We start from the raw sequence: 15,116 nt of genomic DNA on the forward strand, positions 1-15,116 counted from the left end.
GCCGCCGAACACGAAGGTCTGAGACGTGTCGACATAGCCCAGCGCTTGCGCCAGCGGCACCAGGTTCCGGACATCGTCAAGGTCGCCCCGACTGCCAAAACCATCCGAGCCGTCGCTGCCCGGCCCACCGCGATACTGCGTGGCAAGCACCACATAGCCGGCCTTCAGAATGGCGTGCCAGCCCTGGTACATCCAGGGCTGCATCGGGCCGAACTTGTTGTTGCCGCCGCGCAACGCGATCAGCAGCGGCAGGCGCTTGCCTTCGGTGTCAATGGGCTTCCACAAGAGGCCGGCGATCCGCAAGCCGCCGCTTGCGTAGCGGATGACCCAGCATTCGAAGCCGCGATAAGCCAGCCCCTCCTCGACCCCCGCCCGATCCGAGAGCGCTGCCGCCAGCTGCGCGTCGCTGATCGGCGGCATGACCAGGTTTTCCTCACGCGCCGCCTCGATCTCGCTGTCGAGATCCGCGCGGATCATTCGGACGAAGTCTTCGTAGGAGCGGTTCGGATTGGGCGGACAGGGTTCGGACGATAATAGCGTCCCGTCCGGTGCATCGGTTTGTGCCAGCGCGGGACTTGCGGCGATGACGAGCAGGCTGAGAAGCAGAATCAGGCACCGCCTTATGCCGGCACCCTCCCGTGCCCCAACCGGGCGGCAGGCGACCGCTTGGTCCCGATGGGAACAGGAAATGAAGACGTGGCCCATATGCACCCCCGATTGCAGTGGTGGCACAAGCAGAAACGGGACGCCAGCGTGAGAAGCGGGGGCTGATTTCGGAAAGCTGCGCCAGCCGTTTGAACGACCGCATTTTCGTGCGAAGTTGCCGTTCGGTGTCGCGCTAGGCCAGCTGACTTTTTCGCGAACAAAGGCGACGTTCACGGGTCCCAACTCGGGCGCCGAAACCGGCCGTTCGTTCACACGGCTGATTATGGCGCCTCCTGGGCCGAACGCGGTCAGTCAGCTTCCGGCTCGACACGCTGGCGCAGCGTCATGAGCAGAATGGGCAAGGCATTCGCCAGCTCGCCAATCCAGCGCCGATGCAGTTGGCAGGCTCAAGTGCTGGATCTACGGATGATCGGCATGCTGCACGAAAGGTATTATGGGGCGTAAGGTTAAAGTGGACCTATGCTTGTGAGGGCTCATAATAGCCGACATGCAGTTCGTCCCCGATGGCCCTTCTATTCCCGATGAATTGCTGGTCGCGCGCGATGCCGGTGACGTCATTTTCTTTTGCGGCGCGGGTGTGTCGCAGCACGAGGCGGGGCTGCCCAATTTCGAGAAGCTGGGACGCAACGTCATCGAGATTCTTGGCTCCGCGCAGGACAGCCCCGCGCGGAGCCTGCTGGTCAAGGCTCTGGAAATGGGCCGGATGGCTGGCGTCGGCGGTCTGCTCGCGACCGATCGCGTCTTCGGCCTGCTGGAGCGCGAGTTCGAAGTTGCCGACGTTCGGGCGGCGGTCGCCGAGGCGATCACGCCCGCGGCGGGCGCCGGCCTGGGTGCGCATCGCACGCTTTTGACGCTCGCCACGTCCCGGGCCGGGGTGACTCGGCTCGTGACCACCAACTTCGATCTGCTCTTCGAAGCCTGTGATCCCAATCTGCCAAGCTCCGGGCCGCCGCGCCTGCCCGACCCCCGGAACGATCGAGAGTTCCGAGGAATCGCGCATCTCCACGGAAGGGTCGACGCCACCTATCAGCAACCGGCGGATGACGAATTCGTCGTGTCGAGCGCCGATTTCGGGCGCGCCTATCTGTCTGACGGCTGGGCGACACGCTTCATCCAGTCATTGCTCTCCCGCTTCCAGATCGTGTTCGTCGGCTACACCGCCGAGGATCCGCCAGTTCAATATCTGCTCGAGGCGCTCAATCTGCAGGCGGGAACCCGCAATCGTCTCTATGCCTTTCAGGACGGCGAAAGCGAGGCAGCCACGGCGCTGTGGGAGCATAAAGGCGTCCAGGCGATCGCCTTCGACAGCAGCAAGGGCTTCGGCCTGCTCTGGGATACGCTCGCGGCTTGGGCGGAGCGCGCCGCCGACATCGACGGTTGGTACGATGGCTTGCTTGCCAAAGCTGCTGCCGGGCCGGCCGCGCTCGATCCCCATGTTCGTGCGCAAATTTCCGAGGTCATGGCGACCCGCGAGGGCGCGAGGCGCTTCGCGACTGCGGACGTGCCGCTCGATGCGCGCTGGCTTCTCGCTTTCGACCCGGTCCATCGCTTCGCCAATCCCGACAAGATCGATCCCTATGTCGAGGAGACGGAGCTTTTCGACCCCTTTACCGCACTCGGTCTTGGGTCGGACCCGATCCCCGATGCCGATGCGGGCGACGATTTTCTGCGCAATCGCAAAATTCCGTCTGACGCGCTGGACGTGTTTGCCCTGAACCGCAGCGACTCCGAGGACGTTGGCGAGGGGAGCATGGCGGTGCTGCGCGGCGGTAACGCGCGCCAGATCACACCACTGCCACCCCGACTGAGCAGCCTTGGCATCTGGCTCCAGCGCATTGCCCATCATCCCATTGCCTTATGGTGGGCGGGACATCAGGCGGCGCTCCATCCGGATGTCGAGCGCAGCATCGAATCCTGGCTCCGACAGGATCCCGCGCGTTTTCCCGAGGCCATCCGAAGGCAGTGGCGCTGGCTGTTCGCGGCCCGCGCGGACGTGAGGCCCGATCCCGACATGGCGCGCTACGACATCGAGGCGCGCGCCCAACAGGAGCATTGGTCGCCGTCGCTCGTTCGCGCCTGGGCCGACATCTACAAGCCCCAACTGAGCGCGTCGAAAGCCTATGGGGTGCGCCATCCGTTGTTCTGGGGGGACGAGCCTCCCGAAAAACTCGTTCACTTCGATGTGGAATATCCGCGCCCGCACGACAGCCTGCGGATCCCGGATGACCAGCTCGTTTATGCCGCCAGCCTGATCCGCGGGCACCTTGAACTGGCAGTCGCGCTCGAACGCGAACTGACGGGCGACGACTATATCCACTTCGAGCATACGCGCACCGACGACGGCGGCCCGCCGCTCACCGAGAATGAGTACGGCATCCGCTCTCCGATCGTGGTCCTGCAGAATCTGATGGCGCGATTGCAGGCGATCGATCCGGCCGCCGCGCGGGCCGAGGTGATGCGCTGGCCGGTCAGCGATCCATATGTCTTCGCGCGCATGCGAATCTGGGCGGCCGCCAACCGCCTGATCGATCCGGACGAAGGGGCGGCCGTCTTGCTCGGGCTCTCGGACGAGCTGTTTTGGTCGACCCATCACCAGCGCGATCTGCTCTATGCGATCCGGGATCTTTGGCCGGACCTGTCGGCTGCGTCGCGGGCCGCGATCGAGCAACGTCTGCTGACCACGACCTATCCCTGGAATGAAGAGGTTCGCGGCGGGCCGAGCCGGGCTGAGGCGCATTACCGCCTGAGCCGCTTGCACTGGTTGGCGTCGCAAGGCGTGACGTTTGGCTTTGATGTTGACGCTGAGCTCGCTGCCCTGCGGGTGTTGGATCCCGAATGGACAACCCAGGCAGGAGATCACACCGCGGATTCCAACGCGCCCGAAGTCTATAGCATAGAGACCGACACGGCACCGGACGCCATCCTCGACACGCCAGTACCCCAAATCCTGGAGGCGGCGCGGGCCGCCGGGGGACGTGTCGACTTCTTCGACCATGTCCAGCGCGAGCCCTTTCGCGGTCTCGCCGAGCAGCGTCCACTGCGCGCCCTGGCCGCCCTGACCCATGTCGCGCGCTCGGGCGAGGCGCCGCTCTCGGCCTGGTCGGCCTTTCTCTACGCCGACCAGCGTCTGAAGGACTCGGTCAGGATGATCTGCCTCATCAGCGGCCGTCTTCAGCGGCTCCCACTCCCGCTGCTGCATGGCATCGCCTATCCGGTGTCGGACTGGATGCAGCGGATCGGGCATCGTCTTTATGGCGACGCAGCTGCCGCGCTGCCCGCCCTCTGGGATCGGCTGGTTGCCGCGCTGGCGCTGGGTGACGAGGAAACGGCGCACCGCGCCGATCAAAGCTGGGCCGATGATGCCCTGAACGCGCCGGTCGGCCGCCTCGTGCGATTGCTGATGGACGATCCTATGAAAGCCGATCGGACCGTCGGTGGCGGCTTTCCGGAAATATGGACCCGCCGCGCCGATCAGCTTTTGGCGCTGCCGGGCGATCGGCGGCGGCACGCTCTGGTGATGATGGGCAACCGGTATAACTGGCTGTTCAACGTCGATCCGGTCTGGACCGAGCGGGCCTTGCTCCCCGTGATCGATGCGGACGACGCGGACGGCGACGCCCTGTGGGATGGCATTTTCTGGGCAGCGCGCATGCCCTCGCGCGCCCTGTTCCAACGGATCAAGTCCGGATTGGTCGCCCGCGCGCGTAGATCCGCGTCGCGGCGCAAGAGCAATGAAGTGATCGCGGGCATGCTGCTGAGCGGTTGGGGTGGCGAAGCGGACGCGCCGGAACCGGAGCGGCTGCTGACTGACGCGGAGTTGCGCGAGGTTCTTATCCACGCGGACGACGAGCTGCGCGGGCAGCTTCTGTGGCATCTGGGACATTGGTCGAACAACGCGCAGACCCGCTGGCCTGAGCGTCTCATACCGTTTCTGCGCAATGTCTGGCCGAAGCAGCGCGCGCTGCGAAACCCGACCGTCTCGGCCCGCTTGGTCGACCTGGCACTCGGCAGCGGCGACCAGATGCCCGCGGTGGTCGCGACTATATTGCCGCGCCTGGTGCCGGCGCGGTCGACCTCCATGCACATCATGCTGGTGACCAGTAGCTCGGACCCGCATCCCGCGCATCAGCATCCCAAGGCCCTGCTCGATTTGCTATGGGTTGTCCTGGGCGAGGATCCGCAGCAATGGCCCTATAAGATCGAGGATACGCTCGCGCTCCTCTCCGAGGATCCCGATGTCGGCTCGGACCCGCGCTTGGCGGAACTCAGGCGGCGGCGCCAGCGCTGACCGCCGACAAAGGCGCATCGAACAAGACATCGTCGTCATCGGCGAGCGGCTGCTCCGTTCGCATCCGCAGCCATCGATCAGGACCTTCGTGTATAGTATGAATGTCGAGCTTCGGAAGGTCGCCGAGCAACGCGGCAATTGCCTCGGGATCGCCGAAGAAACCTGCCAGCCTGAAATTGCGGTTCCATTCGATCGCCCAGGCCCAGACCGCCGGCTCGCCGAGGTGCCGACGGATCCAGACCCTGTAGAAGCCGTCAGCTGCAATGGCATGCAACCGATATTCCCAGTCCCTCGATACCGCGTCGATCCACAGCAGCCGCGGGTTACCCCAATCCTCCTGACGCGCCACCACAACCGGGGCATATTGCCCCGTCCAGAAATATCCGCGCTTCGCCGCCTCGTCATAGGTCAGCATGGAGAAGAACCCGACCAGCTGAAGCCGGGCCAGTTCGAACATCCGGCGATCATCTGCCTGGGCGGGCGCCGTGTAGGAGAAGGTGATGTTGGCCGGCCCGAAATTGCCCTTCACGATGAGCGGCGGCGTCGGCTCCGAGACACGTTGCTGTGTCCGCCGGTTCCGGGTGCGCGCCTTGCGCACCGCCTCCGCCCTGAGCCTGTCATCGTCCGCGGCGAACCGGCCGAGGCCATCGGGCTGCATCGTGATCGCCGAAAGATCGTCCTCGAGATCGGCCTTTGCGTCGTTACACGCCGGGCATGACCGAACGATCAGGTTCCACTGGCCGGCCAGGGTGCCCTTGGGCACGAACCGGCGACCAATGACATGCTCCTCTTCACCGCCCTTGAAGGGCTCGAGCGTTATGCCGCAATAGGCGCAAAGCACGTTGCGCTTCACGACGCGGTGCTTGGGCGAATAATGTACCAGGTCGGTCATGTGGGATCAGATCCGGGTTTGGGCACGGCGACGACATAGGCGAGCGGGTCGATCTGGCCCTTTTGCAGGCCCATCGCTAGAGTGAACGCCGCCTCGTCGCTTCCGCAGAATGAATAGGGGTCAAAGGGAAATCGCGGAAGCGCACGACCAAGGTCGGAATCTGCCTTCACCGCGGCCTCCAGCTCCGCGCGCAGCGCGCCCAATTCGTCATCCTTGATACGTTCGATCCGATCGAGTTGGGCGGTTACCAGCGCTCGCAGGTCATGGGCGATTTCGACCTTATGCTGCGCGCGCGTTGTGAGGATGTTGGTCTGCTCGCGAACGCCGGTTTCGGTGCGCTGGAAACTGAAAACGACCGCCTCGCGGACCAGCGGCGTGCCCAGAAGGACTTCCCCTGTGCCATAGTGCGCGATTGCCTCGCTTCTCAGCTTCTGTATGCGCTTGTGCGCATCGCGCAGCGGAGCCGGCACATCGGTGTCGTTCAATAGCGCCATACGGTTGTTGCCGCCCTGGGCCGTTGCCCGGGCATAAAGCACAATGGCCTGGGAAAAGAGCGCGCCGGTGATCGTCGCCTCATCCTCGCGCGGATTGGGACTCTCAATGGCGAGATCGTGCTTCTCTTGGATGCGCTCGATCACATCCAGGCAGCGGCCGCACTCGCGCAAGTCCTCGCAGATCGTGCCGAGCGCGGCGCTACGATCGACGAGGCCGACCAGCTTCCTATGGCGGCGCTGCGGTCGGAGCCAGTCGGCTAGCGCCTTCAGATCTGTGCTGTGCATGTCGTGTTCTAACGCGGCCGTGATTGTAGGAACGAGAACATGACCTCTATCACCTTAGTCGGTCGCCATGCGAACAAGCTGAGGGAGGCCAGTTCCCTGTCGCCTCCGGATGTCTGATCGGACACTTCTGCTGCGGTCGACCCAACAACGCCTCGCACGGAACGCGGCTATTGCTGGGGTAGCTTCCGGCCCTTCCATGCGTGCGCTTTCCATCGGCTGCGCGGCAGATCTTTGCTCGCCTGCCGATGCCGACCTGCGGCCTTCTGCTAGATACGCCCATGATTTCTCCGAAGTTTTCATGCCCCGCGAGAGCTGGAGCTCGGCAATCTGAGACAGGCGTTGCTCTTGAGCGGGCCTGTCCGCTTTCAGGCACTCGGCAAAGGGACTTCAACGACCGAAACTAGGGCGCGAAGCTGACGAGCCAGTTCACGTCCTAGCGCGTCCGCTATCCGGTGAGCGATCCTGAAAGGAGCCATTCCGGATCGTCGAACGAAGCCGCCATTACGAGTCCCGTTCCACAGCCTCCGCCTCAAACGCCCGTTTCCCTTTGCGCCGCCAGAGCGCAATGACCTCATCGCGCCGCTCTCCGCCCGCCTGCTGTACGAGCCCGAGCAGCGCCCCGTAGATCGCGGCCCGATCATCCTCGACCAGCACATCGAGCCTGACCTTGACGATGAGCCCGCCAAGTTCGATGAGCCGGCGCGTCCGCTCGCGGCGTTTCACCACCCACCCCCGCGTATCAGCCCGTGCGCGCCGCGCCTGCAACCGATGCCGCAGAGCCTGCATCCGCTGCTCGGCGCGCAGTGTTCTCAGCAGCGCCGTCAGCGTGCTTCCCGCGCAGAAAGAACGCCGCGCCCGCGGTGCGCCATTCCTCCCTCTGCACCATGTCGGTGACCGCGACGGCGTTGACCAGCACGCCCGCAAGCACATCGGCCCCGAGGCCATCGGCCCCGGTCGCGGTGACCAGCTGTCCGAGCTCGCGAAGCTTCCGCTCCTGAAGCGCCTTCGCCTTGTCGGCGAGCAGCTTCATCTCGGCATCATAATCACGGGGCCTGCGCATGGGATATGATCCTTCGATTCTGTGGTGATGTGCCCGAGGCTACGAGTCGTTCTCGCTTGCCGTAAAGAGGCCGAGCCTTGGTGAGATCACCCGGTCCCTCGCGAGATTCGATCTTGTGAGGGCGCGCTTATACGTCGTGCCGACGTGACTTTTGAAGTGTAGATGGATAGCCCTCATGGCGATCTATCACTTTAGCGCGAAGGTCATCAGCCGGTCGACCGGCGCGAGCGCGCTTGCGTCGGCCGCGTACCGCTCGGCCTCGCGGCTGCATGACCAGCGTCTCGATCGCCATCACGACTTCACGAACAAGGCGGGCGTCATCCACTCAGAAGTGATGCTCCCCGAGAACGCGCCCGAGCATCTCTGCGACCGCGAAGCGCTCTGGAACAGCGTCGAGGCCGCCGAGGTGCGCAAGGATGCGCAGCTCGCGCGTGAGGTCGAGTTCGCACTGCCAAGGGAGCTGGAACAGGCGGACGCGATTGAAGTGGCACGCGACTTCGTGCAACGCGAGTTCATCGAACGCGGCATGTGCGCGGATCTCAATGTCCACTGGGACATCGGCGCCGACGGCATGGCGAAGCCTCATGCCCACGTCATGCTGACGATGCGCGAGGTGGACGCGGACGGCTTCGGCGGGAAGGTGCGCGACTGGAACAGCACGCAGCTCCTCGAACACTGGCGTGAAGCCTGGGCGCAGCACCTCAACCGCGCACTCGCCGAGCGCGACATCGACATCACCGTCGACCACCGCAGCCTCGAGGCGCAGGGCATCAACCTCGAACCCCAGAACAAGATCGGCCCGGCGGCATCGCGCATGGCGGACGTGGGGCTTACCGGAGAACGCCTAGACGAACACCGCGCCATCGCGCGCGCCAACGGCGCGCGCATCCTCGCGAACCCGGAGGTGGCGCTCGATGCGCTGACGCACCAGCAGTCGACGTTCACGCGGCGCGAGCTTGCGATGTTTGTGCACCGGCACAGCGACGGCAAGGACCAGTTCGACCGTGTGCTCGCCGCCGTCGAAGCCTCGCCCGAGCTTGTCGCACTCGGCAAGGACGGACGCGAGCAGGAGCGCTTTACTAGCCGCGCGATGCTGGAGACCGAACAACGGCTCGAACAGGCCACAGAGCGCCTGCAGGGGCAGGACAAGCACAGTGTCCGCGATCTCTTCCGCGACCACGCCATCACGCGGGCCGAGCGGCGTGGGCTCGTGCTCTCCTCCGAGCAGCGCGCTGCGCTCGACCACGTGACCGAACCCAAAGGCCTCGGTGTCATTGTCGGCTATGCCGGAACGGGCAAGTCCGCGCTGCTCGGCGTGGCGCGAGAAGCGTGGGAAGATGCCGGCTACCGTGTGCGCGGGCTCGCGCTCTCCGGCATCGCCGCCGAGAACCTCGAAGCGGGATCGCGCATCGCGTCGCGAACGATCGCAGCTCAGGAGCACGCCTGGGCGGGCGGCACCGATCGTCTGACGTCGCGCGACGTGCTCGTCATCGACGAAGCCGGGATGATCGGGACGCGGCAGATGGAGCGTGTGCTGTCCCATGCCAGCGAGGTGGGCGCGAAGGTGGTGCTGGTGGGTGACCCCGAGCAGCTGCAGGCGATCGAGGCGGGCGCGGCGTTCCGCAGCATCCACGAGCGTCACGGCGGAGTCGAGGTCGCCGAGATCCGCCGCCAGCACGACGCCTGGCAGAGGGATAGCGTGCGCCAGCTCGCCACGGGCAGAACCGCAGAAGCCATCCATGCGCTCAAGGAACATGACCGCATCCACGCGGCGCCGACCGAAGCCGACGCCAGACGCGCGCTCATCGATCGCTGGGACAGGGACCGGAAGGCGCAGCCGCAGAAGAGCCGGCTGATCCTTGCGCACACGCGCGCCGATGTTGCCGGGCTCAACGCGCTCGCGCGCCAGCGCCTGCGGCTTGGCAAACAGCTGGGTGATGACGTCCGTGTCGAGACCACGAAGGGCCCCAAGCCGTTCGCGCGCGGCGACCGGGTGATGTTCCTGCGGAACGAGAAGAGCCTGGGGGTGAAGAACGGATCACTCGGCAGGGTCGAGAGCGTGAGCCCGGCACGCATGGGGGTGATGCTCGACGATGGTAGAGCCATAAGCTTCGACACGAAGCTCTACACCGACATCGACCATGGCTATGCCGCCACGATCCACAAGGCGCAGGGGGTCACCGTGGACCGCTCCTATGTCCTCGCAACGCAGGGCATGGACCGGCACGGCGCCTATGTGGCGCTGTCGCGCCACAGGGAGCGCGCCGATCTCTACTACGGCAAGGAGACGTTCAAGAACGAGCCGCAGCTGATCCGCACGCTGGCACGCGACCGCGGCAAGGACATGGTCGGTGACTATGGACCGGTCGCGGACAAAGCCGATGCGTTCGCCGCGCGCCGGGGCATCACGCTCCGGGAGAGGGTCAAGGAGATCGCGGTCAAGGTCCGCGACATGTTCGAAGGGCTGCAACTCAAAAGCACCCCCATCCAGACGCCGAAGCCGCAGCTCGAGCCGGCGATCGAGCAGTACGCCCGCACCGTGCAGAAGGTCCGCGAGATGGGCCTCGCACGCGTGCCGATGAGCGATGGCCTGCGCGCCATGCACGAACGCGACGAGGCCGCGCTCGATGCGATCCGGCCCGGCGCGGCGCGCGACCTTCGCAATGCATGGCGCGCGGACCTGAAGCTCCTCGACACGATGGCGCGCGGCGACGTGCGGCAGGCGCGTGCCATCCTCGACGAGGCTGAGCGTGTCCGCAGCGACCCCGCCTATCGAGCCGACCGGTTCGTCGCCGAATGGACCCGGCTCCGCAAACAACAGGAGCATGCCAGGTTCTGGGGTGAGGAATACAAGCTCCCGAAGATCAACGCGGGCATGGCCGGCCTTGCCAAGAGTCTCGAGCGCGACGCGCAGATGGAATCGCTGCTTCGGCCACGCGCCCGCGAGCTCGGGCTCGGCATCGGCATGGAACCGGAGCGCGGACTGTCCCGGGAGCTCTCAGACTGGTTCGGCCTCTCGCGCGGGCGAGGACTCAGCCGTTAGGCTCCGAGCATGACAACCGACTCATCACCGGCAGACGCGTTCGAGGCACTCAGGCGCGAGGTGGCGCTGCTCCGCCGCGCGCTCGAAGGGCTCGCCGCCGAGCAGAAGGCGCAGCCCGACTACAGCGGCGTGCTCGCCGGCATCAGCCAGAGGATCAGAGAGCAGAACACGGCGCTCGGCGCCATGGCCGAGGCGCCGGCCCTACAGCTGACCCCCGAGTCCATGGGACAGCAGATCATGCGCGCAAGCGAGCAGGTGCGGGCCGAGGACGCCCGGCTGCTCGGTCATGCTCAGCAGGCAATGACGAACGCGGCGCGTCAGATCGAGGCAGTCGTGGAGAAGGTGAAAACTGCACAGGAACAGCGGCGGGCGCGGATTTTGGCGGCGGTCGTTGGAGCCCTGTTCGGCGTCATTATGGCTTCTATTGCGTGGATAATAATCGGATGGCAGCCAGGATCGGGACAATCCGAAACACCAGTTTCAACCGAGGTCTTGTACCAGCCTGCAGAGGTTTTCACTTGCGCGCCGACTTCAGCTTTTTATTGGGTGCAGGTCCGGGGCCCTATACACTTTTCCTTGATTGGGGAGCCCGGCAAGGGGAGGTATTCTCCATCGATCAGCGGATCGCCTGAAAAGGTACCTTCCAATGTCACACCGGTCGAACTCGTATCGGCCGCGTTGGCGTAAAGTGCGAGATTCCGTCCGATGATGCGGCTGCCAACGCCAAGTGTGCTCCGAGGAACCTCGACCGCCAAAATCCGCGCGCCCAAGCCAGGCCGTCCTGCGCTTCTGGCCGCCATCAATGTTGACCCGAAAATCCTTCAAATAAGATAAGAAAACATTCAGTCGATCTTCTTGCCCGCTGATGACCAAAAATCCCGTTATCAGCATGGCGCGCGCCCACGAAACCGCAGTTTCATGACTGCAGGGTACTTCATCTTCGGCGCGGCTTTGCGTTCGTCCGCGCCCCTCGGGTCCTGCGGGAATTCCAAAGCCACAGCCCGCTTACCGATAGCCCAACAAGGGCTGTGCCCGAAATGACGACGAGAAGTCGTGTAACAACACCACCCGCTGTTCCCGCATGGATCGGAAAGAGTAGGTCCATCGCCTCAGTGGCGACGGGCAATTCACCTTCAACGTAGCGGGCCACCTCGCGACCGGTATAGCGGTCATAATAGATTTGATTGACCGCTTCGGGGTACCACGCACCTTTCCTTGCTAAGAAAATTACAGCCACACGGCCTTGGTTCACAAACCGCACTTGCCGGAGGGTATTGTCGCCGTAATCCTGGCGAGCAACAGCGATCAACCGGTCGATCCGGACCATCGGCGAGTTCGGCAATGCTTTGACCACCGGAGACGGCTTGTCGACCATCGGAGCCCATGTTCCAATAAAATCGCGAAGCTCCCCTTTCCATACCATCGCACAGCCCGTCAGCGCTGAGATCCCGAGTAAGGTCGCAGAGATTGCGCCGCACGTACGATGCGACGTCCTCCACGCAATATCAGCACCCCGATTGTAAGTGACGGTCAGCCCACTACGAACGCGCCTGCCTCCCGGCCACCAGATCACCGGGCCGGTCACACCAAGGAACAGCAAAGCCAGTCCCTCTAAACCGATGACGTAATGCCCTACCGACCCCGCCAGCAGACTATGATGGATGTAAAAGACCAGTTCAACGGGCCAAGAGAGCATTGGACCGTCTCGAACGAGGCTGTTACGAAACGGATCGACCGCAACTAGGCGACGAGAGCCATCATTGGCAACGAGCCTGAAGATGACCGCATCAGTCTTGCGTGCAGAAAATTCGATGCGATCGACCGAAAATTCTGCATGTGCCGCCTGCACCTTGTCGAGCATTTTTTGTAGCGGGGCACGATCCGGAAGCGCCACCAACACAAGCGCAGGGTGGATTGCCCTCTCTATTTCCTCACGAAATACCAGAACGACACCTGTCAGACCCTGCACTGTCAACAAGATGGCAAGAATTATACCTATCCATCGATGGATTTTTAGAAGTCCCTTTTTGTTCATTCCATGAGTTTCCAGCCATACGACTCAAATTTCTGAACGATTTTCTTCCAACATATTGACGATTAACTACAACAATTACCAGTATTCGAAGGGTTATATTTCTATAAATTGACGAGTATTCTACGAAGCGTCAAAGGCGTTATCCATTGCGGGCGTTCGATAGCGCCGCATCGAGACCCTGGGACAAAATTGCTTGCTCTTCGGCCACAATCAAAAGGTGAGCACCAAGGGTTTGGGCCCAGTCACGCTCAAGGGGAGTCCAAGCCGGCATGATCCAGGGCTTGCCAGCGGCGGCGGCCGCACAGGCGATTCGTTCTAGATCGGAACGGTCCTCGTCAGTCCGGCGATACCGCCCTCTTCCTCGTCGCAACGAAAGATCGGTCGGCCCCACGAACAGGCCATCGACCGTTTCCAAAGCTGCTATCGCCTCGACAGCTTCTAGAGCCTCCGCGGTCTCGATCATTGGAAGACAGAAGGTTTCGCGATTTTGCCGATCGAAAAAGTCGTCGGCGGGTGTTCGATAGTGAAAGCTCCGTCCGCCGGACGAACTTCGCGTACCGGAGGGCGGATACTTTGCGAACCCGGTCACACAGCGTGCATGGTCGACATTACCCACATGCGGGATAATCACTGCGGCTGATCCAAAATCGAGTGGTTGCTGAATCGAAGCCCGCTCGGGTGAGAGGGTCTTCGCGAGCACCACGAGTTCCAGCGAACGCGCGAGGCACAAGAAACTATCGAGTGTTGCAAGGTCGAATGAACCGTGTTCGAGATCAAGCACTATGACATCGACAGATTTCTGCACTGACAACTCGAGCAAAAGAAGGTTCGGCGATGACAGCCACAACCCCAACCCGCCGGGCAATCGTCCTGATGAGTTTTCAACAACCATACGCCCCTCCTCTTTGGATTGGATACCAAATAGATTCCGACGTCATTAACGATCTCAATATCAATAAGAATTCTTATTATTATATTTTCATCAACTTTGCACGAAGCTTATAAATTCCGGCACTAATCACAAAGAAAATTCTACATAATACTTTCGGGTCAATCTGGCGAAGCGGCTGTTCTGGTATTTTGACATACCAATTTCCATCGAACGAAAATCTCGCGTCTGCGCGAACGTCAGTTCATCTGAGCTTCAAGCCCACGCAGCAACAAATTTTCACGACGCTCCGGGTCCGTCGCACCTTCGGTGCCGATCAGTAAAATTCGGCTTGAAGACGAGATGCCAAGGGCATCTCTCAATGCAGGATTTCCCTTAACATTGCGCAACACGGCCAAACCTGCACCTGCGCATTCGCCAGCCTCAATCGGTTCGCCATCGATTCTCGTGGCGCCCAAATCACGCATCGCTTCAACTGCCGCCTCATCAGTAATCAAGACAAAGGCATAGGCCAATCGTTCCAGTACCAACCACGCGAGTTCGGACACCTCGCCGCAATCAAGACCGAGCATCACAGATCCAAGTCCACCCCTCGCGCGCCGCGGCACCCCGTGTAGGGCAGTTTGGTAGAGGCAATCGGCCTTCTCCGGCTCAACCATGATGAACTTTGGACACTCATCACCACAGTGAAGCGCGAAATAGGTAACAACCGCAGCAGCGAGTCCACCCACACCCACCGGAATGATAATATGAGTAGGCCTGGCCTCTCCCAGAACTTCTAGAATTTCGGCGAACATAACGCTGTATCCCGTCATCACGAGACGAGGAATTTCATTGTACCCAGGGTAAGTCGTGTCTGACACGACAGTCCAACCATTCGCTTCGGAGTCACGTGCTGCTATCCGGACGGAATCATCATAGTTCCCGTCCACGCTAATAATATTCGCTCGGAATGCAGCGATCGCGTTAGCGCGCGCTTGGCTGACGCCCTTGTGAACATAAATATTGCAGGGACATCCGAACATGCTCGCGCCCCACGCAACCGAACGGCCGTGATTTCCCGCTGTAGCGGATGCAATTGCAAACTTCGACGCGATCTCAGAAAACTCACCGCCCAGTAGACGCTCGATAGAGACCGAAGCTATGCCGGTCTCTATCTCAACTCTCTGGCTGAGCAGTTTGTAAACCGCATAGGCACCACCAAGGGCTTTGAAACTCCGGAGATTGAAGCGCTCTGCTTCGTTTTTGTAATGGATTATCCCGACATCGAGCTCGCGAGCGAGCTTAGTTAATTGAAGCAGCGGCGTCGGGCGATATCCCTCCCATTGTGAAATCACGCCGAGCGCTTCCTTGGACTCATCGATGCCAAACATGATTGAGGACAGCCACTCACGAAGCTCAGCTTTAGTCGGAGCCGTCCCAAAGCGTGAGTTCCTCAGAACGCTGATATCGGACCAAGCCATC

At 62.4% G+C, this 15,116-nt stretch carries 11 protein-coding genes; 3 read left to right on the top strand and 8 right to left on the bottom strand.

The window, feature by feature from the left end; genetic code table 11:
• Nucleotides 1-705 (bottom strand): alpha/beta hydrolase family protein (locus ACE3TJ_RS07050; RefSeq protein WP_374595238.1); only part of this gene is annotated, 705 nt, incomplete at its 3' end.
• A 448-nt stretch (nucleotides 706-1,153) separates the two neighbouring features.
• Between ACE3TJ_RS07050 and ACE3TJ_RS07055 the strand changes: the two genes are divergently transcribed.
• Nucleotides 1,154-4,954, top strand: coding sequence for an SIR2 family protein (locus tag ACE3TJ_RS07055; protein ID WP_374595240.1), 3,801 nt, complete (start codon nucleotides 1,154-1,156; stop codon nucleotides 4,952-4,954).
• Here ACE3TJ_RS07055 and ACE3TJ_RS07060 read toward each other — a convergent pair.
• From ACE3TJ_RS07060 to ACE3TJ_RS07075, 4 genes are all read right to left on the bottom strand, one after another.
• Nucleotides 4,932-5,846, bottom strand: coding sequence for an HNH endonuclease (locus ACE3TJ_RS07060; protein WP_374595242.1), 915 nt, complete (start codon nucleotides 5,844-5,846; stop codon nucleotides 4,932-4,934). The genes ACE3TJ_RS07055 and ACE3TJ_RS07060 overlap by 23 nt on opposite strands.
• The gene (locus tag ACE3TJ_RS07065; RefSeq protein ID WP_374595244.1) at nucleotides 5,843-6,625 is read right to left on the bottom strand and encodes a hypothetical protein; all 783 of its coding nucleotides are present in this window, start codon (nucleotides 6,623-6,625) and stop codon (nucleotides 5,843-5,845) included. The genes ACE3TJ_RS07060 and ACE3TJ_RS07065 overlap by 4 nt, the downstream gene beginning before the upstream one ends.
• Before the next feature lie 501 nt (nucleotides 6,626-7,126).
• The gene (locus ACE3TJ_RS07070; protein ID WP_374595246.1) at nucleotides 7,127-7,348 is read right to left on the bottom strand and encodes a conjugal transfer protein TraD; all 222 of its coding nucleotides are present in this window, start codon (nucleotides 7,346-7,348) and stop codon (nucleotides 7,127-7,129) included.
• Nucleotides 7,349-7,364: 16 nt separating this feature from the next.
• Entirely contained in the window at nucleotides 7,365-7,685 is a 321-nt protein-coding gene (locus ACE3TJ_RS07075) for a conjugal transfer protein TraD (protein WP_374595247.1), read from the bottom strand.
• Between the two features lie 175 nt (nucleotides 7,686-7,860).
• Between ACE3TJ_RS07075 and traA the strand changes: the two genes are divergently transcribed.
• Together traA and ACE3TJ_RS07085 are read left to right on the top strand one after the other, a co-directional pair.
• Nucleotides 7,861-10,728, top strand: a complete 2,868-nt coding sequence (gene traA, locus ACE3TJ_RS07080) for a Ti-type conjugative transfer relaxase TraA (RefSeq protein WP_374595248.1) — start codon at nucleotides 7,861-7,863, stop codon at nucleotides 10,726-10,728.
• Nucleotides 10,729-10,737: 9 nt separating this feature from the next.
• Nucleotides 10,738-11,415 carry a hypothetical protein gene (locus ACE3TJ_RS07085; protein WP_374595249.1) on the top strand — a complete coding sequence of 226 codons (678 nt, stop codon included), beginning with the start codon at nucleotides 10,738-10,740 and terminating at the stop codon, nucleotides 11,413-11,415.
• A 247-nt stretch (nucleotides 11,416-11,662) separates the two neighbouring features.
• Here the strand turns inward: ACE3TJ_RS07085 and ACE3TJ_RS07090 are convergent, their stop codons facing one another.
• The 3 genes from ACE3TJ_RS07090 to ACE3TJ_RS07100 form a co-directional block, all read right to left on the bottom strand.
• On the bottom strand, nucleotides 11,663-12,763 hold the full coding sequence (locus ACE3TJ_RS07090) for a PepSY-associated TM helix domain-containing protein (RefSeq protein ID WP_374595250.1): 1,101 nt from the start codon (nucleotides 12,761-12,763) through the stop codon (nucleotides 11,663-11,665).
• A 139-nt stretch (nucleotides 12,764-12,902) separates the two neighbouring features.
• Nucleotides 12,903-13,655 carry an HpcH/HpaI aldolase/citrate lyase family protein gene (locus ACE3TJ_RS07095; RefSeq protein ID WP_374595252.1) on the bottom strand — a complete coding sequence of 251 codons (753 nt, stop codon included), beginning with the start codon at nucleotides 13,653-13,655 and terminating at the stop codon, nucleotides 12,903-12,905.
• A gap of 236 nt (nucleotides 13,656-13,891) precedes the next feature.
• On the bottom strand, nucleotides 13,892-15,115 hold the full coding sequence (locus ACE3TJ_RS07100; protein ID WP_374595254.1) for a diaminopropionate ammonia-lyase: 1,224 nt from the start codon (nucleotides 15,113-15,115) through the stop codon (nucleotides 13,892-13,894).
• Between the last annotated feature and the right edge of the window lies 1 nt (nucleotide 15,116).

This window comes from Sphingosinicella sp. (assembly GCF_041916975.1).
Taxonomy (GTDB): domain Bacteria; phylum Pseudomonadota; class Alphaproteobacteria; order Sphingomonadales; family Sphingomonadaceae; genus Sphingosinicella.